Source organism: Bacillus sp. FSL M7-1345, assembly GCF_038006985.1.
GTDB classification, from domain to species: Bacteria; Bacillota; Bacilli; order Bacillales; family Bacillaceae_G; genus Bacillus_A; species Bacillus_A cereus_U.
Genome location: NZ_JBBOWG010000001.1, coordinates 3,112,927 through 3,136,045 on the forward strand (window position 1 = coordinate 3,112,927; position 23,119 = coordinate 3,136,045).

The following is a 23,119-nucleotide window of genomic DNA, read 5'->3' on the forward strand; positions in this document are numbered from 1 at the left end:
TCTATTAAGAAAATTATTTTACTGCTAGGTAGTGTATTGATTATTTTTGGAATCGTATGGTTTTTCAACTCTGGAAAATCTATTCAAGATTTCTATACAGCAAGCAAACCAAAGAAGAAAGCTACTATTATTTCAACTCAAAGAGACCCAAATGCACCTCCTGTCTTTTTAGGAAAACAGGAAATAAAAGATATACATGTAGAGTCAATTAAAACAAAAAAATCTATCTTCCTTACAAAAACAGATGAATTAAAAACATTCATTAACAGTATGGACACAGCAAAAAAAGGCGATTTAACGCTAGATGAAGAAGGTTCTGATTCAGTAGATTGTAACATGTGGATTACTTTCCAAGATGGGACTTATAAACAATATTTAATTTGGATAGTAGATAACAACAGTAGTGAAGTTATGATTGCCCATCAAAACACTCCTGATGACGTAGATCTTACTTATTATCAATTAAATGAAGGGAATTCGAAAAAAGTATATAACTTATTTAAAAAGGTTATTTAATAGAAAAAGTCATGAGCTAATAGGCCCATGACTTTTTCTATTTATATATATTCAGGGAACACTTTACAGCTCTTTTCCTGCTCCATATCATGACCAAAGAAAACAATCGGGTTCTCTTTTATCACAACCTCTTTCAAACGTTTAATTGAAGCTAAAGCTAATTCCGGATCAAATCCAGCGAACGGCACTTCATCTTCAAAATTTTCTTTCGTATAAGATGCATCAATTGTTAATAACACAGGACCGGATTTTTCTGTCTCAATTAATAGTGACTGATGCCCCGGAGTATGTCCTGGTGTATACAATAATTGAACTCCTGGTACGACTTCATAATCCCCTTCAATGATTTTGTAGTTTAAATTCGGCAATATACATTCTTTCATATATTCTTCACTATGTTGTGCCGCCTCATATTCAGCACGCTGCACGATAATCGGTGTATTTGTAAAAGCACCATTTCCTCCTGCATGATCAAAATGTAAGTGAGAACTAATAATATACAGAAGGTCTTCTGGCTCATACCCTGCACGCTTTAAAATATTTACGATTCTATCTTCTTCAGTCATTTTCGGTAAAATCTGCCCTTCAACAAATGTACCGTCAAATAAATTTTCATTATTAACCGCACTTTCTGGCATACCTGTATCTACTATAATTGGCCCTTCTTCTGTCTCCAATAAATAACACCATACTGGTAAGTTTAATAAATTCCCCGGTGTGAGCGTACTATTAACAGAAGAATGATCTAACATACAACGACCAGCTGGTACGAAATAAAGCTTCTTTACCGTCATTATGTATCCACCTTTACATTTAGTTTTGAATAAAACAATACAGTAAAGAATTCCTCTTGTTAGAAATAAACTCCTTCTCACTTTTCATTGTTTCAGTTATTATTTTTGAGTCATTCACAAATTCTCCTTACATCGTTAATTACTATTCGTTATCCTCCTAAGAATCGAGAGTAATAAAACAACTGTTTGTATTCTGAAATAAAGTTCGAAGTAAGAAAGCACTTTAAGCAATACAGAAACAAACGCTAGTATACGAATGGAAAGGATACACACTTAAACGAATGTTAAATATAAAATAACCGACTACCTACATGTTGAGAAAAGGAGTCGGTTATTTTTTTATTTATTATTGCTCTTTATGTGCGGCGAGCTGAGATTATAAAAGGTAATATGCTATTGTTTTTTCACTGTAATATTTCCGTTATGTGTGTTTAATTTAATTACATTTTCTCCTTTTCCAATAACCGTATTTCCATTATATTTATCAAGAATATTCGCTCTGCCATTGTCAACAGAAACATTAAATTGAACATTAGTTGGTTCTTTTTCAGTTTCAATATTAATTTTTCCATTGTGAGTCGTAAAATTGAGATTTCGATCCAGTTCATTCGTTTTCAGAGTAAGACTTCCATTTTTAGTTTGCCCCTCTATTTCACCTTCAACATGGTCTAGCATTATTCGTCCATTGTTCGATTTCACATGAATATTTTGTGCCAATATATCTTTGAAATCCATAATTCCATTGTTTGTTTCTGCGATAATTTTTGGCGAATTGATTTCTCTTAATTCCACACGTCCATTGCTTGTATTGATATTAAAATGTGTTGCGTTTAGTTTTTTAGCAGCAACGTAGCCATTATTATTGGAAACTTTTAATGAATCATATTGTTTTTCGGGTAGATACACATTTAATGTTAATGGCGCCAATACTTCAGAAATATTAAAGTTGAACCAGCTCTGTTGTTTTTCTTTGTAAGAAATGAGAAGCGTTGAATCTTTCTCATCCGCAGCTAATGTTCTTTTTACGTTAGGATTAACCTCGCCATCTAATTTTACTTTCATGTTACTATCTGTTGTAGGATTGATGTTAACACGAACGTTATTCGTATCGATAATGACGCTTGACACATTATTATTATTAATGACCTTTTCTTCTGAAATTGGTACTGCAGCAATTGAACGATAAGTGAATAAACTTCCGATAATACCAATAATAAAAATAATACCTGCAATGATTGAAAGACTCTTTTTATTTATCATGCTTCAAACCACCTTTTACTAGTGCCATATTGAACTTTAAATAACGAACAAATCCATTATTTGCCATCTTCGTTAAAAATAACATAGCAATTACAATGAAATATCCAAGTCCACAAAGTGCTAAAGAAACGAAAAGATTAAATAGCAAGAATGTATTTGGATGTATAATAGTATCAACAATAACAAGCAGTGGTGAACCTAAAAATGAAATTCCTAGAACCCATCCTGAAAAAATCAATGCCGCTAATGTAATTGCAGGTCCAAGCACGATTAACAAATTGAAAAAACCTAATCCAATTACTGCCCAAATTGCCCGAAAAACATTTCCTGTTGTTGCACTTGCTGTTACTTTCTCAATATGATAATCTGCTAATAACTCTTTGGCGATTTGAGCTGGAGAACCTAATGAAGCTACAATTTCTTCTTCACTTTTCCCTTCCTCTAATCCGAAAGTAAAATGTTCTTCATAATCTTTTAAAATATCTGTACGCTCTTTTTCAGATAATCTTTTTAGAGATGCATTTAATTGTTGTAAAAATTTATTTTTCGTCATTACGTACACCTTCTTTTATTAATTGATTGACACCTTGTGAAAACTCATTCCATTCCTCCAAAAGTTGATACAAATACGTTCTACCTTTATCCGTCAGTGTATAATACTTCCTTGAAGGTCCTTCTGAAGACTCCTGTAAATACGTTGTAAAATATTCTTCTTTAGTTAATCTACGAAGTAAAGGATAAACAGACCCTTCTGATATTTCAATTTGATTGGAAATACTTCGAACTAATTCATATCCATAACGGTCTTGCTTATCGAGTAAGACAAGAACACAAAGTTCTAAAACTCCTTTTTTAAATTGTACATTCAATGTTCATTCACCCTATTCTAATTGACATTCACTACTATTTATTATTCAGTACCATTTTATAATAAGTACTCGCAAATATAATATACCACTTAGTATTATTCATTGCAAGGTACACTGGAAAAATAAGTATAACTTTAAATTAATGATACAACGCTTATAAAATCAAAACGATGGCTTTCCCCTTCCAATTATGGAATTCTAAATGCGGATGAATCAAACCTTTTACAAAATGGAAAGGACTCAACTTTTTTACATAACAACACTTCCCATCTATAATGAAAGAGAAAAAGACTCTTACTTTAATGGAGGGAATAAAAATGAAAGCAATTGGTTTACATGAATACTTACCTATTGAAGAAGAAAACAGTTTAATTGATATTGAAGTTGAAAGACCTGTTGCCACAGGAAGAGATATACTTGTTAAGATTAATGCGATTTCCGTTAACCCAGTTGATACAAAAGTTCGCTCTCCGAAAGATAAAAAAGAAGATATAGCGAAAATACTTGGCTGGGATGCTTGTGGCGTTGTTGTACAAACTGGCGAAGGTTGTACATTATTTAAAGAAGGCGATGAAGTGTTTTACGCTGGAAGCATTACGAGACAAGGTACATATAGTGAATACCATTTAGTTGATGAAAGAATCGTTGGTAAAAAACCAAAAACTTTAAGCGATGCTGAATCTGCAGCAATTCCTTTAACAGCTATTACAGCGTGGGAAGGTTTATTCGAACGTTTAGGCATTGATTACGCTAAGAAAAGTGAAAATACATTTAAAAATATTTTAATTATCGGCGGAGCTGGTGGTGTAGGTTCAATCGCAATTCAGCTTGCGAAATGGGCTGGACTAAATGTCATCGCAACTGCTTCCCGCGGTGAAACGATAGACTGGGTGAAAAAGTTTGGTGCTGATCATACAATTAACCATCACAAACCGTTAAAAGATCAAATAGTAGAACTTGGGCTAAAAGATGTCGATTACATCTTCTGCTTAAACAATACAGATCAACATTGGCAAGCAATCGGTGACCTCATTAAACCACAAGGGAAAATTTGCTCTATCGTAGAAAATGAGCACCCTCTTGAAATGGGGATTTTAAAAAGTAAAAGCGCTACATTCGTTTGGGAGTTTATGTTCACAAAAGCGATGTATGAAACTGGTGATATGATTACGCAGCACGAACTATTAAATAAAGTAAGCGAGCTATTAGATGAAGGTATTCTTCAAACTACTTTAAATGATACGTTAACACCAATTAATGCAGAAAACCTTAAAAAAGCACATGCATTACTTGAGGGTGGACGTACAATTGGGAAGATTGTATTAGAAAAGTTTTAATAACAAAAGTCCGATTTCTAAATAAGAAATCGGACTTTTTTATTACCTTTATTTACTTGAAATCTCTTGATCATTTTGAACTTCTAACGGAGCTCTCTTCCCTATTCCGAAAGCATAGAAACTAATTGTTACGATAGCTAAGAAAACAATACCTACAATTAGTGAAATACGAGTATCATCGTTAAACCACATACCGATTAATACCATAATTAAAAAGGCAATTGTTAAATAGTTTGTAACAGGAGCAAATGGCATTTTGAATGGATGATCTTTCATCTCTGCTCCTTTTTCTTTTCTAAAACGAATTTGACTAATTAAAATAACAAACCATGGCACCATACCAGGAAGTACACTCGCACTATATACATATACGAATAAGTTTTTTGGTGCAATATAACTTAACACAACACCAACCGCTAAACCGATAATTACACCAACTGTACCAAATAAAGGTACACCGTTATTAGAAATCTTCGTAAAGTATTTCGGTGCTTGTCCATTCACACCTAGTGTATAAAGCATACGTCCAGCACTATAAATACCACTATTACAACCAGACATCGCCGCTGTAATAACAACGAAGTTAATAAGTCCCGCAGCTGCCGTAATACCAACCTTCGCAAAAGTTGCTACGAACGGACTACCAATTGAACTTAATTGATCCCAAGGATACACAGTTACAATAACGAAAATAGCACCAATATAGAAAATTAGAATACGCCAAATTGTACTTTGAATTGCTCTAGTAAGTGTCTTCTTCGGATCTTTCGCTTCACCAGCAGTAATCCCGATTAATTCCACACCTTGATATGCCCCAACTACAAGTGATAGCGCAAAGAAGAATCCTGAAAAACCACCTGTAAAGAAACCACCATTTTTCCACAGATTAGATATACCAATTGCTTCTCCTCCGTTCCCAATTCCGAAGAAAATGAGACCGAATCCGGCAATAATCATTAATAAAATCGTAACAATTTTAATCATTGCAAACCAAAATTCAAATTCACCAAATGACTTAACCGAAATTAAGTTAGCCGCACCAAGAATAACCATCGCGATAACACCTGGTATCCAAGCTGGTAAATCCGGGAACCAATATTTCATATACGCTCCAACTGCGATAATCTCTGACATCCCAACGATAACCCACTGGAACCAGTTACTCCATGCCGTCATATAACCAGCTAATGGATGAATATACTTGTGACCAAATGTCGCAAATGAACCTGTGCTTGGCTCCATATACAACATTTCTCCCATGGCACGCATAATGAAGAAGATAAAAACACCTGCGATTGCATATGCAAGCATTACTGACGGACCTGTCCATTTAATCGTGCTGGCTGACCCCATAAACAAACCGACACCAATTGTTCCGCCTAAAGCAATCATTTGAATATGACGTGCTTCTAAACCTCGTTTCAATTCTTTGTTTGCCACTTCACTTCCCCCTCTTAGATGATTCATTGCCGTGATTTCAAGCTATACCCTAATTCTTTTCAGGTATGAAAATGATGAAGCAAGTATTATGTTGAAACAAACTTAAAAATTGTTTTGCATCTCTTATTAAGTCGTTTAACCCTCTTCATCTTCCTCACCTTGTGCAATTGTAAAATTGCTTATTTTATAATAATTCATTTATCTGAAAAATACAATTACTTTTTCTGGTAGATCGTTATATGCTAATCGAACACAACCCATTACTATACTAGTAACTTTATTCCTGTACGTTGTTTTTCTTTAATCATTTCTCAAAGGACCTACTCATTCATCATTAAAAATGCATAAAGTAATGTAAACCCGTTAAAACAAAAGAGTGACACAATGTTTTCCCCTCTTACGTAAAGGAGGAAGTATTATGGGATATGGTGGTAGTTACGGTGGCGGCTGTGGTTTTGGTGGCGGATTCGCCTTACTAGTTGTGCTCTTTATCTTATTAATCATAGTTGGAGCTAGCTGTAGCGGATTCGGCTGCTAAGAAAAGACACTCTTAAGAGTGTCTTTTTTTATGCATTCATTTTAAATTGTAATAACACTCCTATTTTTTTAGGTATTACTGTCCTGGGTTTCGCTACATATCCATCAGGCTAACAAATAACCCAATACGAAATGAACTGTACCCCATAAAATGGATAGTTTAATAAAAAGGCCTTTGTATAACAAGAACGATATAAACTATTCCTTTTAGTTATTATTGATTTATTAAAATAAAAATTGAGACCCAAAAGACAAGAAAGGTTGGCATTTTGCCAGCCTTTCTTGTTTACTACTTAATTCATTTTACAAATGAAAATTTTATTTTGGGATACTTAAAAATCCTCGCTTAATGAGCATGGAGTCAGGTTGAAAAAATATAGAATACCGTATAAAATTCAGAATTTTATACGGTATTCATGCAAGACTTTTGTAACATTTATGAAAGAAATTTGAAAGGTGTTTATACTAAGATAAACTTCGGAACGTTAAATGCAGTTTAACAAATAGAAAAAATAAGGTAGCACAAAGTGAGGAGCACAATTATGAATGGAAATGCAAAAAAAAGTATGCGAAAAGTCCTTCCTGTAGGGATTGCAATGGGGATTTTATTCAGCGCCAGCCCCGTAACAGAATATAAAGTGAAAGCAGATGTTGATACATTCGCAACGATTGTTACAACATTTGGAAATGTATATGACACGTTTCTTAAAGAGCCATTTGGGAAATGGTTAGAAGAACAAGATGCAAAAAACAGTTATGCATCTCGTTTAGAAAATGTTGCTTATAAAGCTCCTACTTTTAACAAAGGGGAATTTGGTATTAGTGTGTTTGATTATTATAAAGATCAGAATTTTAGCAAGAAAATTAAAATTGCTTATACCAATGGGAAAGTTGAATATAAAACAATCAAGCATGGAGAACAAATTCGTATTAAGGGCGCTGGTACAATAGTAGACTTAACTCCTGATGAACCAGAACTATCTAAACATGATATTTTGTATATTACACAAAAACAATTAGATGAAGGAAATACGGGTGTTTCACTTACGAATTTCAAAACCTATTATCTAAAAAGTGACAATAGCGGTGGTAAAAATGTTTTAGCAGCTGAATTTGAACGTCAAGAATTCCCAGGATATTTTCTTACTAATGGCTCTGGTTTACGTGATATTCGTTATGTTAATGAAGATCTTTTTAGTAAACTACCAGAAGAAAAACGAGTATTAGCAACAATTACTTCACAGCCAGTAGGCAAAGATGTTCTTTCTAATTATGTTACGAATAACTCCGAAGCTCTTGCAGATTTTAATAATCGGTTACCTGATATATTGGCAGATCGTACTAGCATCCTAGAGACACCTATCGCACTACCATTTACTACACTAAATGATGGTAAACCTTATCAAATTATCCCCTATAAAAAAGGGACGAATAAAGTATTGGTAAAAACAGGTTCAAAATATCTTTCAGGGAAAGAAGGAAATACACTTCAATATTCCGATTCAATTGGTGATGATGAATTGTTTGAACTTGTTCAGACCGGCAATTCTCATGATGATAAATTCCAGTTCCATTTGAAAAACAAGAATGGAGTAAGTTTGGCTGGTAATCAAAATGTTCAACAATTTGGTACTGATTGGAGTTTCAAATCCGAAATTCGTTTCCCTGGAAAAAACAACAATGAAATTCATAACTGGTTAAAAGAGTGGTATCCGGGTAAAGAAAATGAGAAGCAGAAGTATGACGGAATAGAGATTGCAACTGATGAACAGGACCCTACTAAATGGAGTGCAAAAGATTCCTCTGGAAACGTGATAAAGAACAGTTGGGTAAACCGAGGTGATCAGTATTATTTTGCAGATGCTGATGGGATTTTCTTGACGGGGTGGCAAGACATTGAAGGTAAGACGTATTATTTTAGTCCAGATAATTCTGGCATGGTCACGGGAGGTTCATCTAACTCATATATTAATGATAAGTACTATCACTTCAATGATGATGGTTCCTTGCAAAAATCAGCCTTGAAAGGTGATACCTATTCCGATGCTTCTGGAGCGTTTATTAAAGAAGGCTTGAAAGATATAGATGGTAAAATTTATTTTTTCCAAAATTACAATGTAAATAAAAAGGAAATACGTATAGAAGATCAAGAGGTTATCCTTCACTTTTCCGACAAAGGTGTGCTTGAGAGCGTTTCTAATCTAAATGGAGAAGCTATAAACAGCATTGTTAATGTTCAGTTTGACAACAAAATATTAGCATTTAATAAAGACGGTTCGATTTTGAAAACAGGGATCAACAAAAACGAGAAATCACTGGCATATTATAGTTTAGAAGATGGAGTTTTCTATACCGGTTGGAAAATTATAGACGGTAAAAGATACTATTTCACAAATGGATTCAATGATACGTTCAATGATTATAAAGACATTGACGGTAAAAAATATTATTTTCATGAAGACGGATCAGTTAACCGAGCAGGGTTTGAAAAAACCGATGGTAAGCTATACCATTTCGACAATAACGGCGTAGCACAAACGGGCTGGCAAACTATCGATAATAAATATTATTACTTCGATGAGAATGGGGCAGCTAAAACAGGATGGTTCCAAGTTGGTGGTGGATATAGACCTTTTCCTCTTGCATACGGATACCTTTGGTATTGTGCTAGAGAAGATGGTTCACTTTATGCAGACGGTTGGTTTAAAATCGACGGTAAAGATTATCACTTCGACTATTGGGGACATAAAATGCCATACTAAAATAATAACATGATGATAACAAGGGAATGCTGGTCTATACTGCATTCCCTTGTTCTATGTATGCTATATTTAGCTCGACACGACAAAAAATATTGTACATTAAGGGAAAATTTCACATACAAAAAAGACGATTCAAGTATAAATGAATAATAAAGTCATTTAATTCTTATTGAACTAACAGAGGGCACCCTACATGCCCCTCAACTTAAGAGATTTTAATACTCTTAAATACAAAAAACGTTATCTTTTCTAAACAAGCTAGATTAGAAAGGATGACGTTTTTTCTTCATGAGGAGTAATTGGAGCATTTGAAACATGATAGAAGAACAGAGTAACATTGCAATCAATTGACCATATAAATGGTTCTCCAATCGTTCTGGTTTTATCTTTTTACTGTATCTTTAAAATAAAGTTTAATCATTGTGCTCTTTATATTATTAATCATAGTTGAAGCTAGTTGCTTTTGCTGATTTACTTACTAGTAAAGAAAAGGCACTCATTGGAGTGTCTTTTCTTTATGAAAAAAATCCTCACACAATGTGCAGGGATGAAACAAACAAATTATAGATATAAACTTATTATTTAGTAAGAACAAATATATGTCTCAGCCTCATTATTCTTACGTTTTATTCTTCCCTTACGTATTAACTCGTTTAGTTCTTTTACTTCTTTGAAAATTGTTTCAATTTCTCTTACTGTAGATCTTTTTACTTTTCCTTCGTATGTAAATTGTTTTAAGGTGTTAAATACTAATTCCTTTTTCTCCTGTTCAATTAATTTATGAATTGGGCATTCAGAAATTGATTGACCATTAGAATAAAAACACAGGATATTATCTCTGTGTTTCTTCAAATTTTCTTTTTTGAATATATGCTTGAGCATGAATAATTTCTTCTTGAAGCTCTTTTAATTCTTTCATAGATTCTGATTCAATCGCCATGTAAGTAGTAACTAAACTGATCATCATATCCATCTTCTCTACTATATTTTGAATGACCTGTTTAGATTGCTCTTTTTTAGGGTGCTGTATTGCTGTTAATACATCGTCCATATAATTGTTCTTTCTTTGCCGGATATCATAAATAAACTGCTTTGTGTTTGAGTCCATTTGTCTTTCCTCCGTTTTAGATATATTACTATTCTATCATACCCAAATAGGAAATATTGGATTCCACTGAATTTACACATGTCTCGCGCATCTCCTCAAATGAGAAAATTGTTACTACAGAAAAAGGAAAAAAAATTAAGCGAATATAAAGCTGTTTACATGATTCAAGATCATCTGTATTTGGCGTACGAAGCTCTACAAAAAGGAAAAAGAAATTTTCTATGCTTGCTCCCTGTTTTACTTTTCTACCTGATAAATTGTAAATCTGACAGGTGACAAAAATAAAAGGAACACTACTTTTATTTTAAAGTTGTGTTCCTTTTATTTATAAACTATTTAATTATAAAAGATAAAATCCCTATAATTATACATGCAATTCCGCTTAAGAATTGTCCTAGTCCCGCTGCTTCTCCTAAAATAAAGAAATTAAAAATATTTTTTCTTGTTTGTGTTTTTCCTATAAATGCTTCATCCGTTTTCATTCTATATATACCCCATAATACTAAGATTACGCCAAAAAGTATAAATAATAGTTTTAAAATCATCGTGTAGTTACCTCTGTTCCGTATATTTTTTATGTATGTGATTCTTTATTTTCATTCTATAAAGGCAGTTTAGAAAATAAGGTTCCTTTTCCATACCACTTTATTTTTCTAGTACATCTGAATGAACTAGTTTTTAATCATCTGTTTTAATTACATCTGTTGAAATTGAAACTTTCTTCTGGCACCTGTCCATTTTTTATATTTAATGACGGGTTTTCTTTTTCAACGGCAGTTATCAAACTAGAAGATGAAGATACTGGACCTACTAGAACAAGCAAATACTAAGGTTGCAGGAGTTACTTTTTTTCATTTAAACCATTTTATTTCTTCCTCTCTTTCATCCTATCTACAAGATTACAAAAGATGAAATTATACTTATACTTTTCACTTCAGATTAAAATATAATCACCTTCGATACAGTAATCTTATTATATATATCTTTCAATTTCCTTTCGTAAATGTTACAAAAGTCTTTCAATCGCCTCATTTTTTTCTGATGTAACAGGAAGAGTAAACCAAAATTCACATCCCTGTTTCCCATCTTGGCGGTCCCGAACACCAATTTGTCCTTTATGCAGTTCAACTAGCGATTTTGCAATAGCTAAACCAAGTCCAGAACCTCCAGATTGTGAACTTCTTGATGGATCCGTTCTAAAAAAGCGTTCAAATATACGCAATTGATCATCTGGAGAAATCCCCTCCCCTTCATCACACAAAGTGAATTGGACTTGCTGCTTCTGTTTATTTTCCTCTACAATTAATTCGATTGTTCCACATGTAGGAGAATGCCGAATCGCGTTATGCAACAAATTATTGATAACTCGCGCTATTTTACATGGCATAATCCAAATTCTTGGTAATGTCTCAGAAACGTGCAATTGCAAATCAATCTCTTTATCTTGCAATAAGATAGCATGTGAATCTATTACTTTTAATAGAATGCTATCTACATGTATTAAACTTGGATGAAAAACTTCTTGTCCAAGTTCTAACTTAGAAAGGTCAAATAAGTTATTAATTAATCCACTTAATCGTTGTATATCATTTAGGATTGTCGTTAAATATTGTTGTTTCATATCAGGGTCTTCAATTAATCCATCTTGTAACGCTTCTGTCATCAATTGTATGCTAGCCATGGGAGTTCGTAAGTCATGGGAAATATTCGCAATCAGCTCTGTACGTGCTTTCTCTCCTTTTTCTAACTTAGCAAAGCTTTCGTCTAGTTTTTTAGCCATTTCTTGAAAAGCTGTCGCTAATTCTTTAAACTCTTCCGGTTCTTTCCCTATTATGTACATCGTCCCAAATCGTCTATCACTAAATTGTTTGGTTAAGGCAATTAAATTTTGAATAGATTTCATAATAGGGCGTGTCATTAACCAGTAAATAATCGTAGAAATAATCATTGCTACAATTACTATTACTATTAATAACCGTGTCTGTTCTGGTCTAAGTAACATTTGCCTTTCACTATACCATATAGAAATTACCATGATACCCGTGCTTAATAGGTTCATCAATAAAAGTTGATTTCGTAACTTCATTTATCATTCCCTCCATCTGGTTCAAAGCAATAACCGATGCCCCAAACCGTATGAATCCAACGGTTCTTTGTTGTATGCTTCTCCAATTTCTCACGTAAACGACTCATTAATACAGTTACTGCATTTGTGCAACCTTCATACTCAAATCCCCAAATTTGTTCAAGAAGTTGAGACCGTGAAAACACCTGTTTAGGATGTTTTGCCATGAGATAAAGCACCTCAAACTCTTTCACCGTTAACTCTATTTCATATTGACAAACAAATACACTTCTTTTCGTTGGATCAATTTTCAAATCTGGAAACTCTATCATTCCTGATGTAGGCTCTATTCCTTGAATTGTTACTTGACTTCCTCTTCTTAATATAATTTGTACCCTTAATACTAATTCACGAGGTGAAAAGGGTTTTGTTACATAATCATCCGCTCCCATTGTTAATCCTAAAATCCGTTCTCTTTCTTCTCCTCTCGCAGTTAACATAATAATAGGTACATTGGAATGTTGGCGAATTTCCTCACATAGTTCCCAACCATCTTTTTCTGGCATCATCAAATCTAAAATAATTAGATCTGGTTGAAATTGTTGAAATATATTCCATCCTTCTGCTCCGTTCACAGCAGTGTATACCTCATACCCTTCCCTTTCTAAGTACCGTTTACATATCTCCCGTATATTATCTTCATCTTCTATAATTGCAATTTTTGTTTTCATACATTAAATCTCCTCTGTTCCTTCATCAATGGCGAATGATATAAAATCAATATGCGTAAATTCATCTTAATTTATATACATTGCATTTTTCTTTCGAAAATATAACAAAACCCTTTCACAACTATCATAAAAAATTATCACTCAAGTAAAAAAGTTTCTTTTTCTATAGCCGAGAAAAAGAAACTTTTCACTTTTAAGACATACATGCAACTTAACCTAAATGGTATTTAGAGCGACCTTCTTTTCCCTAAATTAACTTTTTTATCTTCTGTTACATCATGAATTATCAATCTAACTTATTAAGTAAATTTTGAAAGAATCCTTTTACTTCATGCATAAAATGTAACGTCTAATAAAATTAGGAGTTGTACTTCAAATTCAAGTTACATTATCCCTATTAAATCCATTTTTCTTTGCCTGATCAAATCACTTCAGACTACCTATGTTTCTACAAGATAATCGTTTAATTATTCATTTTCAGAGATTTATTTGCTAGTTATGATTACATGCTATTTGGACTAACATCACCAACTGAGCCACCGTTATAAATTGGGAAAAATAGAGTAACAGTAGTTCCTTTCCCAACTTGGCTTTTTATACTTATTTTCCCACCATGACTTTCAATAATTCGATAACTCATCATGAGCCCAACACCCGTCCCTTTTTCTTTTGTACTATAAAAAGGTTCACCTAGTCTTTTAATTCTTTCTGAAGGAATACCTACCCCTTTATCTAAAATACAAATCTTAACCTCGGTACTATTATGTTTTTTCACATTAATGATGATTTCTTGACCATTTTGTATAGCCTCAATAGAATTTTGTAAAATACTATAGAAAACTTGTTTTAATTGAATTTCGCAACACTCAATCAATAAGTTTTCAACATCCATATTCAATGTAATACGAATATTCTTCATAATTGCCTGTGTACTTATTAAGTCGACTACATTATCTAATATAGTACAAAGGTTTTTGGGTTCAAATACTGCAGCATTCGGTTTTGCAATAGATAAAAATTCTTGAATAACTTTTTCAATACTACTGATTTCAGAAAGCATTAGACTTAAATATTCTTTATCCTTCCCTACTTCCTGCTGCAATAATTGCATGAATCCTTTAATTACTGTTAATGGGTTACGAACTTTATGAGCGACCCCAGCTGCCAATTGCCCTACTGCATTAAGGGTATCTGATTTCTTTAATAATTCCGTCGTTATTGTACGCTCTGTAATATCACGTACAATAATCATAATTTCATCCTCAAAAAGCGGTAAAAGTCTTGCTTCAAAATAATAAATTTCATCATCTAGTTGTAGAGAATAATCTATTAATACAGGAGCGGCTGAAGTTTTTATTTGATTAATAGCATTCTCAAATTGCTTTATAATAGAAACTGGTAATATTTCTTGGAATTTCTTTCCTATAAATTCTTCAATTGGAACATAAAATTTAGATATGGAATTAACTTTACAGTCCCTAATGGTCCCATCAAGGTCCGACAAAAAATACAAATCAGGAATTGCTTTAAAAATCAATTCTAGTTCAGTCGAGGTTTGTTTAAGTTTCTCTTCCATCCTCTTACGCTTAGTTATATCAATTCCAATTGCTCCGATACTCCATCCTAAAGTTGGAATACTATGTAAAATATCGGACCACATAATAGTTTTTATCTCACCATTTTTACATGTGATATCCATCTCCCAATCTCTAAAATCGTGACCATTTTGCAATAAATCGTTACGATTAGGTCTATGAGGATGTAGCAATTTCATCGCTTTTGGATTGTTAATTATTTCATCTGCATTATATCCAGTTACTAATTCACATTCCCGATTCCACATAATAATATTTCCTTTTTCATCAATAGCATTAATCATAATTGGCATATTTTGTAATATACTACCTAAACAATTTTCCTCATGATTTGTTATCGCATTCATTTGTGAATCTTTTTCATGAATTTTTTTAAGGTGTAATTGTTGTGTTGCCATCTCTTCAATTAGATTTGCAATGCATTTAAAATATTTTATATGAGAATCCACAATCCCCCCTTTATTAATACTTGTTCCTATAACAAAGGTTGCTATATGCTCCTGCTCAATAATGATCGGAATATGCATTTCTTGGGACGATTGGATTTTTGGATTATGAAAAAAAGGGTCACCTTTGGAAAATATAACATTTTGATTATTATCAAGGAGACAGAATGGAACTTTAGTTAAATTATAAAATTGCTCTGTTATATTCTTAAACTCGTTTATATTTATAAGATCTTTAAGTGTGTATTTCATTATTTAACCCATCTCCTTTATATTTACTATATCTTTAAGACTCCCAATATAAATTTTCCAACTAGAAACAATAAACAATTCCCTATTACAATGATGGATTCGTTCTGAAATACCCTAGGATCAACCGCATACTTGTATAGAGTAATAATACAAAGGTTTAAACTATAAAAAGGGCCGCAAAGCTTTCTTAAAAAAACGCTATGCGGGCTTATGTTTTCTTGTTTCACCTAAATAAAAATCAATTGTATTTCTTTCTGAATCAACGGCACGCTATAAGTAAATCTATTATCTTCTTACTTTTATATAAACTATTTAATTCTAAATCATACTGATAAACCTAGTTTATAATCATTGTACAAACAAAAAATAATCTATATTTCCCTATTATCTTTACTAATTTTAATATTTACAAACTAAGCAATTACTGATAACGTTGTAATTGAAATAATTACAACATTTCATCATCCCTATCAAATCTCGAAATCTTATGTTGTATCATATCTGCCATCTTAAAATGAGCATAAATTTTTGAGTAATAATGTTTTCATTTAAATGCTATTGGTTTATTCATACTATTTCCCTTTATGTTTAGATTCATAACATGAGTATGTCCAAGTTTGATAATACATTTTTATTCACCAAAATTTTTTGTCCCCTCCTAAAGACATTTTTTCATGCTCTCCTCCGTAATATAAGTCTATTTTGATAACAAAAATAGATTTTGTAACTTTTGTAACTGATTTTGTAATTAATGAAACCAAACATAAACCAAACGAAAACGAAACATAAACCAAATATAAACCAAGCATAAACCAAATATAAACCAAACGTAGAACAAACACAGGCCAATACCAGGTTTTAGATAAAATCTTATATCCCCCACATGGCAACTATATTCACAATTTATTGTAGATGATAAAAAACAGTTGCTAAAAAATCTCTTGTTTAATAAATAAAATTTGTAAAACTGTAGTACTAAAAATTATCAGCACGAATGATAATTTTTATAAAAAAGAGAGTCTCATTTTTCAATGAGACTCTCTTTTTTATATATTTAAACAGAATTTTCAGCTCTATCATTCAAAATAAATACTCGAGTGAAAACCACCATAATTACTACAATAACTAAAAAATATAGGGGCATGACTACTAAGGAACCTGTATGCAGCTGGCTCATTCCCCAAATTGTCAGCGTGACTATTATATAGTACCCTAAGCTAAATAATGCGCCTGCTGTACCAATGACATTTTGAAAATCTACTAATGCTAGACTGAGACAGTTAGGTAACGCTATCCCAATTCCTAATAGCAATATAAACATCGCTACTAAAAATCCAATCATATATAGTATATTCGGATTTGATCGGATGGACGTAATAACAGATAACACGATAGCTCCCCCCGTCATTACAATACAACCTATATATATGATTTTCTCCGGTTTATACATAGGCAGTAACCGTTTTGAAACTTTCGCTCCAATAATAGAAGCAGACGCAACTACAATTCCTAGAAATCCGTACATACTAGGTGATAACTGAAAGTATTCAATAAAGATAAACGGCGCTTCTGCATAATAGCTAAATAAAACACCATTTGCTCCCCCAATTAATAACCCATATGTTACTACTTTCGGATTTGTAATTAATCTTTTCGCTACTAAGAAAACATTTATTTTATTCGTTACTGAGTCCATTTTTGTTTCCGGAAGAGAAACAAAAGTATACAGAAAAATCCCCACACTCATAACAACTAAACTCAAAAATACTATTTTAAATCCAAACATTTGATCAAGAAAGCCCCCGATTAGCGGGCCTATCGCTGGTGTAAAAGCAATGACTGCCGAAATTTGAGCAAACATGACGTGACGCTTATGCCCATCTACACTTTCACGAAGAATCGTTTGTGTAACAACTGATCCCGCACTTGCCCCAAACGCTTGAATAAAACGACTTAGTAATAAAAATTCAATGGAACTTGCAATAAAGCATAAGAAACTCCCTACACCATATACTACAATTCCAAGTAACATCGCCCGACGACGACCAATTATATCTGATAACCATCCAAGAAAAAATACACCTAAAGCAAATCCAGCAAAATAAACACTAAGCGTTAACTGTACCTCATTATTACTTACGTGCAACGCCTTTGAAATATCCGGTAAAGACGGTGTGTAAATTGTTTCACTAATTTGTGGAAATGCCACAAGAATAATCATTAACCAAAGTGATGGTACCGAGACTTTTTTCATTTTTCATACCCTCCTATAACTTTGAAAATCTCAGAAATGAATAGACTTTCCTTAGCTACGGAACAGGAGGGGCCATTATAGAAATTCGATCATAAAACAACAAAGAAAACACCTCAATTACGTATGTTAATACTTATAGGAGGGGAATATTAACATTGATTTCAAAATATAGTCTTTCAATTATATGATAGGTTGTGTTCGTTTTCTAGTGTTCATGATCTGAATCTTTGTTAGTAGACGAATATCCTTTTTATTCTCTCAGAAAATTAATGCGTTTCAAAAAAGATAACAACTTAATACAATTGCCTTGGAAGAAAAGTATACAGATGGAAAATAATTCTTGCACTCGTGCCTTAATGATTATGAATTGACCCAGCCAAAACATAATGCAGTGCCCCTTCTCAACTAGACAGGATTTAAAAAGTTCAACTATAAAAAACTCCCCCCAATTGTTAGATTGGGAGGAGTTTTTTATAGTTACATTTTCACTGATTGTTCTTCTTGATAGATAATTTCACCATCAAGAATTGTTGTTTCTACTTTTAAATCTTTAATTTGGTTTGGGTTGACACTTAAAATGCTGTCATTTAATATAACTAAATCCGCCAACTTTCCGACCTCTATGCTTCCTTTTATCTCTTCTTCAAAACTCGCATAAGCACCATTCCATGTGTATAGTTTAATAGCTTCCATTACGCTTATAGATTGATTAGCACCAACCTCTATTCCAGACTTGGTTTTTCTATTGACAGCAACATGAATTCCTAATAAAGGATTATAGTCAGTAACTGGTGCATCCGATCCACCTGCTGCAATGATGCCACGATCAATAAAATCACGAGCAGCGTACATGTGATTCACACGATCACCATAGTGCTCTACATATATCTCTCCGAATTCATATGGAAATGGAGGATTTGGAATAGGAATCATCTCGAGTTTTTTCATTCTCTCTTGTAAATCTGGTGAAGAAATTCCCGCGTGCTCGATTCGATGACGGTGATTTTTTCTTGGTGATTCCTCTAGCGCCCTTTCTACACAATTTAAATACATTTCAATAGCTTTATCGCCTTGTGCATGTACAGTGATTTGATAACCTTTTTTATGTGCTTCACCTAAAACTCGGTAAATTTCTTCCTCACTATAATAAAGAATGCCATAATTGGTAGGGTCACTCGAGTAAGACTTACGGGTTGCAATTGTAGGCCCGGTGCTACTTCCATCTGTAAATAATTTAGCTGGTCCGACTTTGAATCTCTCATCTCCGGTACCAGTTACCACACCAGCTTCGACCATTTTATTAACAAATTCATGGGAGTTATTTATTTGACATATCATTGCATATATTCGGACACGAATATCCTTGCTCTTCACAGCTTGTTGTAGTAAACGATAACTCTCAGGTCCATCTCCACCTGCGTCATGTATACTTGTTATGCCCGCTGCAACGAAATGATCTGATGCAATTTTCACAGCCTTCATCATTTCACTTTCTGTATAACTTGCAACCTCGCTCATCCTCATATTTGCTGCTTCAATTAACTTTCCTGTAAGCCTACCTGCCTGATTCTTTTCAATAACCCCCCCACTCGTGTTCGGTGTGTTCTCGTTAATTTGCGCAATTTCTAATGCTTTGCTGTTCACCACACTTATGTGGTGGCAAGTACGGGTTACAATAATAGGGTGTTCAACTGAAATTTCATCCAGCTCAGTAATTGTTGGATAACGCTTTTCCTTCACAGCGGTTTCATTAAAGCCCCAAGCACGTATCCATTCACCTTTTGGCGTTTCTAATGCCTTCTTTTTCAGATCATCTAACAAAGCCGCGATAGAATCAATATGTTCAGCTTTACAACTGACAGCCAACTGATTTAGTCCATGAGAAATGATGTGAAGATGGGAATCAATGAATCCAGGAAGAAGCGTTTTTCCTTGCAGGTCAATTACATCCGTTTTTTCTCCTATAAAACTCTTAACCTCCTGATTTGAGCCAACAACTACGATGCGATTATCTTTTATTGCTACAGCTTCGACTACTGTATTCTTTCGGTCTACTGTAATAACTTCTCCATTTATCAATACAACATCAGCTTTCATAAACTCAACCCTTTCGGAATTACTCTTTTCGAGTAATTCATTCAGTATTTAAAGTTATATCTTTCAATAAGCTCTTCCGCTTTTTAACAAGATTTATCAATAATTAATTAAAGTTGAGTTAAACATTCTTTCATTGTTTTAACGATAAAAGTAAAGTCTTCCTCTGTGATGCTTAATGGAGGCGCAAGCTGCAAAATATTATTGTAACCTGCAACCGTGTCACCATTTTTACCAATAATTAGACCTTTTTCTTTACAAGCATTGATGACTTTGTTCATCTTTTCAATAGAAGCTGGTTCTTTTGTTTGCTTATCTTCCACTAGTTCAATGCCTAAAAGAAGGCCTTTTCCGCGAACATCTCCTACATTTGGATGTTCTTTTACATCCTCAAGTCCATATAACAGTCGTTCACCCAATTCTTTGGAACGTTCAATGAGTTTCTCATTCTCCATAATTTCTAAATTCTTCAAAGCTAAAGCGCAAGCAGCAGGATTTCCTCCGAACGTATTTACATGGCGGAAGCGATCATAATCTTCACTGCCTACGAATGCCTCATAAACCTCTCGTCTAACCGCTGTTGCTGACAAAGGAAGATACGCACTTGTAATACCTTTTGCCATTGTAATGATATCTGGTTTGACGCCATAATTCATAAATCCAAACGGCTTCCCTGTCCGTCCAAATCCACATATAACTTCATCACAAATGAGCAACGCACCGTGCTTCTCGCAAATTTCTTTTACTTTTTCCATATATCCATCAGGAGGCATTAAAATTCCGCCCCCGGTAATAATTGGCTCCATAATCACACCGGCTACTGTTTGGCTTAACTCCCATGTCATGACACGATCGATTTCATTAGCACTTGCCAGTGTATGAACATCATCTGGATTTCGATACGTATCAGGCGGTGCTACATGCAAGAATCCTTGCCCGAGTGGTTCATATTTATACTTTCGCTGCGCTTGACCTGTTGCTGCAAGAGCCCCCATTGTGTTACCGTGGTAAGCACGGTAGCGTGAAATAAACTTATAGCGTCCATGATCACCTTTTTGTTGATGATATTGACGAGCAATTTTAAACGCTGTTTCATTCGCTTCCGATCCACTGTTAGAAAAGAAAATGACGTATTCGTCACCAAGCCATTCATTCAATTTTTCTGCTAATTTAATAGCAGGAACATGACTTTGTGTCAGAGGGAAATATGGCATTTCTTCAAGCTGTTCAAAAGCCGCTCTTGCAAGCTCTTTTCGGCCATACCCAACATTCACGCACCAAAGACCGGACATGCCGTCTAAATAACGGTTTCCATCAATATCCGTCACCCATGCCCCTTCTGCTTTTGTGATAATTAAATTCGTTGGACTAGGGGCTGCTCCTCTCATTGCATGCCAAAGGTACTTTTCATCTGTTTTTTTCAAACTTTGCGTTTGCTCTGTCGCTTGCACAATCACCAACTCCATTCTATCTTTTTATGATTTCATATCATTCTTTCAATAACGAGCCGTAAGCATTTTCTTGCGAGTATAGAATTCTACGCCGTCTTTTCCATTTGCATGGAGATCACCATAGAAGGATTTCTTATAACCTGAGAATGGGAAGAATGCCATTGGAGCTGGAACTCCAAGATTAACCCCAAGCATACCTGCATCAATTTCTTCACGGAATTCACGAATAGCTTTAGCGCTATCGGTGTACAGGCATGCACCATTTGCGAATGGTGATGCATTAGCAACATGAATCGCTTCCATCAAGTCTTTTACGCGTACAATAGAAAGAACCGGTGCGAAGATTTCATCTTGCCAAATTTTCATTTCCTGTGTCACATTGTCAAAAATCGTTGGGCCAACAAAATAACCTTGGCTGTTTGCTGCATCGTCTTCACGTCCGTCACGAATAACGGGACCAAGGAAAACACCTTCTTCCAGGCCATTACCAATCGTAATTGCATTAGCCTCTTGAAGCAGTCTATTAACGAGCTCATCTGCAACGTCTTCTTCCACGACAACAACAGCCGCAGCCATGCATCGTTCACCAGCTGAACCGAAAGCAGCACTTGTAATTTCTTTCACTGTAGAACTAATGTCCGCATCTTTTAATACGATTGAATGATTTTTTGCCCCTGCAAGAGCTTGTACACGTTTGCCGTTAGCTGCTGCTGTTTTATATATATACTCAGCCACAGGTTGAGAACCAACGAAAGATACAGCCTTCACATCCTCATTGTCAAGAATGCCGTTAACGACGTCATGTGCACCATGCACAATATTTAGTACTCCATCTGGAAGACCTGCTTCTTTAAACAGTTCAGCTATGCGATTAGCCAATAGCGGTGTTCTTTCAGATGGTTTTAATACAAACGTATTTCCGCATGCAATCGCGAGTGGAAACATCCAGCATGGCACCATCATCGGAAAGTTAAATGGCGTTATTCCTGCGATTACTCCGATCGGGTAACGATACATCCCTGATTCAACACCAGTAGCAATATCGGGAAGTTGCTCTCCCATCATTAAAGTGGGAGCACCTGCGGCAAATTCAACACATTCAATCCCCCGTTGTACTTCACCGTATGCTTCTTGATAACTTTTTCCGTTTTCCAAGGTTACGAGTTTAGCTAACTCTTCCCGGTTTTCAATCAATAGCTGTTGATAGCGAAATAGAATCCTAGCACGCCGAGGTACTGCGACCTTTCTCCATGTTTTGAATGCTTCTTTAGCAGTTGCTACAGCTCTATCTACATCTTCTTTAGTCGAAAGCGGTACACGGGCAATAATCTCTCCTGTTGCTGGATTTGGTACATCTTCAACCTGTTTACTTGTAGATTCTATCCATTGTCCGCCAATATAATTTTTCAACGTTTGTACATTTTTCATTACTACCATGGTGAAGCCTCCTATTTTAAAATAACCGTCCTATGTATTTATTACACTCACAAAAGAAAGCGCATTCATTTGACGGTATGTAAACTTATTTGCATACATTTCTTCAACATTACTAATCTTAATCTTATCCATTGAATACACAGGAGCAGTCATCTGCTTAGCATTTGTCCA

General features: G+C 34.2%; 19 protein-coding genes and 1 pseudogene. 5 read left to right on the forward strand and 15 right to left on the reverse strand.

All coding sequences use genetic code 11. The features are described 5' to 3' along the window. The first annotated feature begins 36 nt into the window (after positions 1-36). Positions 37-516: a hypothetical protein gene (locus MHB76_RS16285; RefSeq protein WP_002161034.1), complete on the forward strand. Its 480-nt coding sequence runs from the start codon at positions 37-39 to the stop codon at positions 514-516. A gap of 41 nt (positions 517-557) precedes the next feature. Here MHB76_RS16285 and aiiA read toward each other — a convergent pair whose 3' ends face one another. The 4 genes from aiiA to MHB76_RS16305 all read right to left on the reverse strand — a co-directional run bounded on the left by aiiA (position 558) and on the right by MHB76_RS16305 (position 3,439). Further along, complete coding sequence (aiiA, locus tag MHB76_RS16290; protein WP_002110992.1) at positions 558-1,310, reverse strand: quorum-quenching N-acyl homoserine lactonase AiiA; 753 nt, start codon at positions 1,308-1,310, stop codon at positions 558-560. A gap of 393 nt (positions 1,311-1,703) precedes the next feature. Further along, positions 1,704-2,570, reverse strand: coding sequence for a DUF4097 family beta strand repeat-containing protein (locus tag MHB76_RS16295; RefSeq protein ID WP_002199793.1), 867 nt, complete (start codon positions 2,568-2,570; stop codon positions 1,704-1,706). Then, complete coding sequence (locus MHB76_RS16300) at positions 2,560-3,123, reverse strand: HAAS signaling domain-containing protein (protein WP_078174098.1); 564 nt, start codon at positions 3,121-3,123, stop codon at positions 2,560-2,562. The genes MHB76_RS16295 and MHB76_RS16300 overlap by 11 nt, the downstream gene beginning before the upstream one ends. Then, complete coding sequence (locus MHB76_RS16305; RefSeq protein WP_002199791.1) at positions 3,110-3,439, reverse strand: PadR family transcriptional regulator; 330 nt, start codon at positions 3,437-3,439, stop codon at positions 3,110-3,112. Before MHB76_RS16305 ends, MHB76_RS16300 begins: the two co-directional genes overlap by 14 nt. Positions 3,440-3,756: 317 nt before the next feature. On the opposite strand from MHB76_RS16305, the gene MHB76_RS16310 reads away from it, so the two are divergent. Then, positions 3,757-4,776: a zinc-binding alcohol dehydrogenase family protein gene (locus MHB76_RS16310; protein ID WP_070139748.1), complete on the forward strand. Its 1,020-nt coding sequence runs from the start codon at positions 3,757-3,759 to the stop codon at positions 4,774-4,776. 48 nt (positions 4,777-4,824) lie between these two features. On the opposite strand, the gene MHB76_RS16315 is transcribed toward MHB76_RS16310, so the two are convergent. After that, on the reverse strand, positions 4,825-6,216 hold the full coding sequence (locus tag MHB76_RS16315; protein WP_078174100.1) for an amino acid permease: 1,392 nt from the start codon (positions 6,214-6,216) through the stop codon (positions 4,825-4,827). Between the two features lie 418 nt (positions 6,217-6,634). On the opposite strand from MHB76_RS16315, the gene MHB76_RS16320 reads away from it, so the two are divergent. From MHB76_RS16320 to MHB76_RS16330, 3 genes and pseudogenes are all read left to right on the forward strand, one after another. Then, the gene (locus MHB76_RS16320; RefSeq protein WP_078174101.1) at positions 6,635-6,754 is read left to right on the forward strand and encodes a YjcZ family sporulation protein; all 120 of its coding nucleotides are present in this window, start codon (positions 6,635-6,637) and stop codon (positions 6,752-6,754) included. A 541-nt stretch (positions 6,755-7,295) separates the two neighbouring features. Beyond that, positions 7,296-9,515: an N-acetylmuramoyl-L-alanine amidase family protein gene (locus tag MHB76_RS16325; protein ID WP_078174102.1), complete on the forward strand. Its 2,220-nt coding sequence runs from the start codon at positions 7,296-7,298 to the stop codon at positions 9,513-9,515. A 410-nt stretch (positions 9,516-9,925) separates the two neighbouring features. Further along, positions 9,926-9,985, forward strand: a pseudogene (locus MHB76_RS16330) (YjcZ family sporulation protein); the annotation flags it as partial. 112 nt (positions 9,986-10,097) lie between these two features. On the opposite strand, the gene MHB76_RS16335 reads toward MHB76_RS16330, so the two are convergent. From MHB76_RS16335 to MHB76_RS16380, 10 genes are all read right to left on the reverse strand, one after another. Further along, on the reverse strand, positions 10,098-10,397 hold the full coding sequence (locus MHB76_RS16335; protein ID WP_340987141.1) for a hypothetical protein: 300 nt from the start codon (positions 10,395-10,397) through the stop codon (positions 10,098-10,100). Next, complete coding sequence (locus tag MHB76_RS16340; protein WP_078174104.1) at positions 10,348-10,623, reverse strand: hypothetical protein; 276 nt, start codon at positions 10,621-10,623, stop codon at positions 10,348-10,350. Before MHB76_RS16340 ends, MHB76_RS16335 begins: the two co-directional genes overlap by 50 nt. Before the next feature lie 332 nt (positions 10,624-10,955). Next, the gene (locus MHB76_RS16345) at positions 10,956-11,168 is read right to left on the reverse strand and encodes a hypothetical protein (protein ID WP_078174106.1); all 213 of its coding nucleotides are present in this window, start codon (positions 11,166-11,168) and stop codon (positions 10,956-10,958) included. Between the two features lie 461 nt (positions 11,169-11,629). Beyond that, on the reverse strand, positions 11,630-12,709 hold the full coding sequence (locus MHB76_RS16350) for a sensor histidine kinase (protein WP_078174107.1): 1,080 nt from the start codon (positions 12,707-12,709) through the stop codon (positions 11,630-11,632). Next, a complete protein-coding gene (locus MHB76_RS16355; RefSeq protein WP_078174108.1) occupies positions 12,706-13,419 on the reverse strand; it encodes a response regulator transcription factor in 714 nt (237 codons plus the stop codon). Before MHB76_RS16355 ends, MHB76_RS16350 begins: the two co-directional genes overlap by 4 nt. Positions 13,420-13,921: 502 nt before the next feature. Beyond that, on the reverse strand, positions 13,922-15,712 hold the full coding sequence (locus MHB76_RS16360; protein WP_078174109.1) for an ATP-binding protein: 1,791 nt from the start codon (positions 15,710-15,712) through the stop codon (positions 13,922-13,924). A 1,054-nt stretch (positions 15,713-16,766) separates the two neighbouring features. After that, positions 16,767-17,966: a multidrug effflux MFS transporter gene (locus MHB76_RS16365; protein ID WP_078174111.1), complete on the reverse strand. Its 1,200-nt coding sequence runs from the start codon at positions 17,964-17,966 to the stop codon at positions 16,767-16,769. A gap of 477 nt (positions 17,967-18,443) precedes the next feature. Further along, entirely contained in the window at positions 18,444-20,063 is a 1,620-nt protein-coding gene (locus MHB76_RS16370; RefSeq protein ID WP_340987145.1) for an amidohydrolase, read from the reverse strand. A 107-nt stretch (positions 20,064-20,170) separates the two neighbouring features. Then, on the reverse strand, positions 20,171-21,526 hold the full coding sequence (locus MHB76_RS16375; RefSeq protein WP_340987147.1) for an aspartate aminotransferase family protein: 1,356 nt from the start codon (positions 21,524-21,526) through the stop codon (positions 20,171-20,173). A gap of 30 nt (positions 21,527-21,556) precedes the next feature. Further along, entirely contained in the window at positions 21,557-22,948 is a 1,392-nt protein-coding gene (locus MHB76_RS16380) for a CoA-acylating methylmalonate-semialdehyde dehydrogenase (protein WP_340987149.1), read from the reverse strand. Between the last annotated feature and the right edge of the window lie 171 nt (positions 22,949-23,119).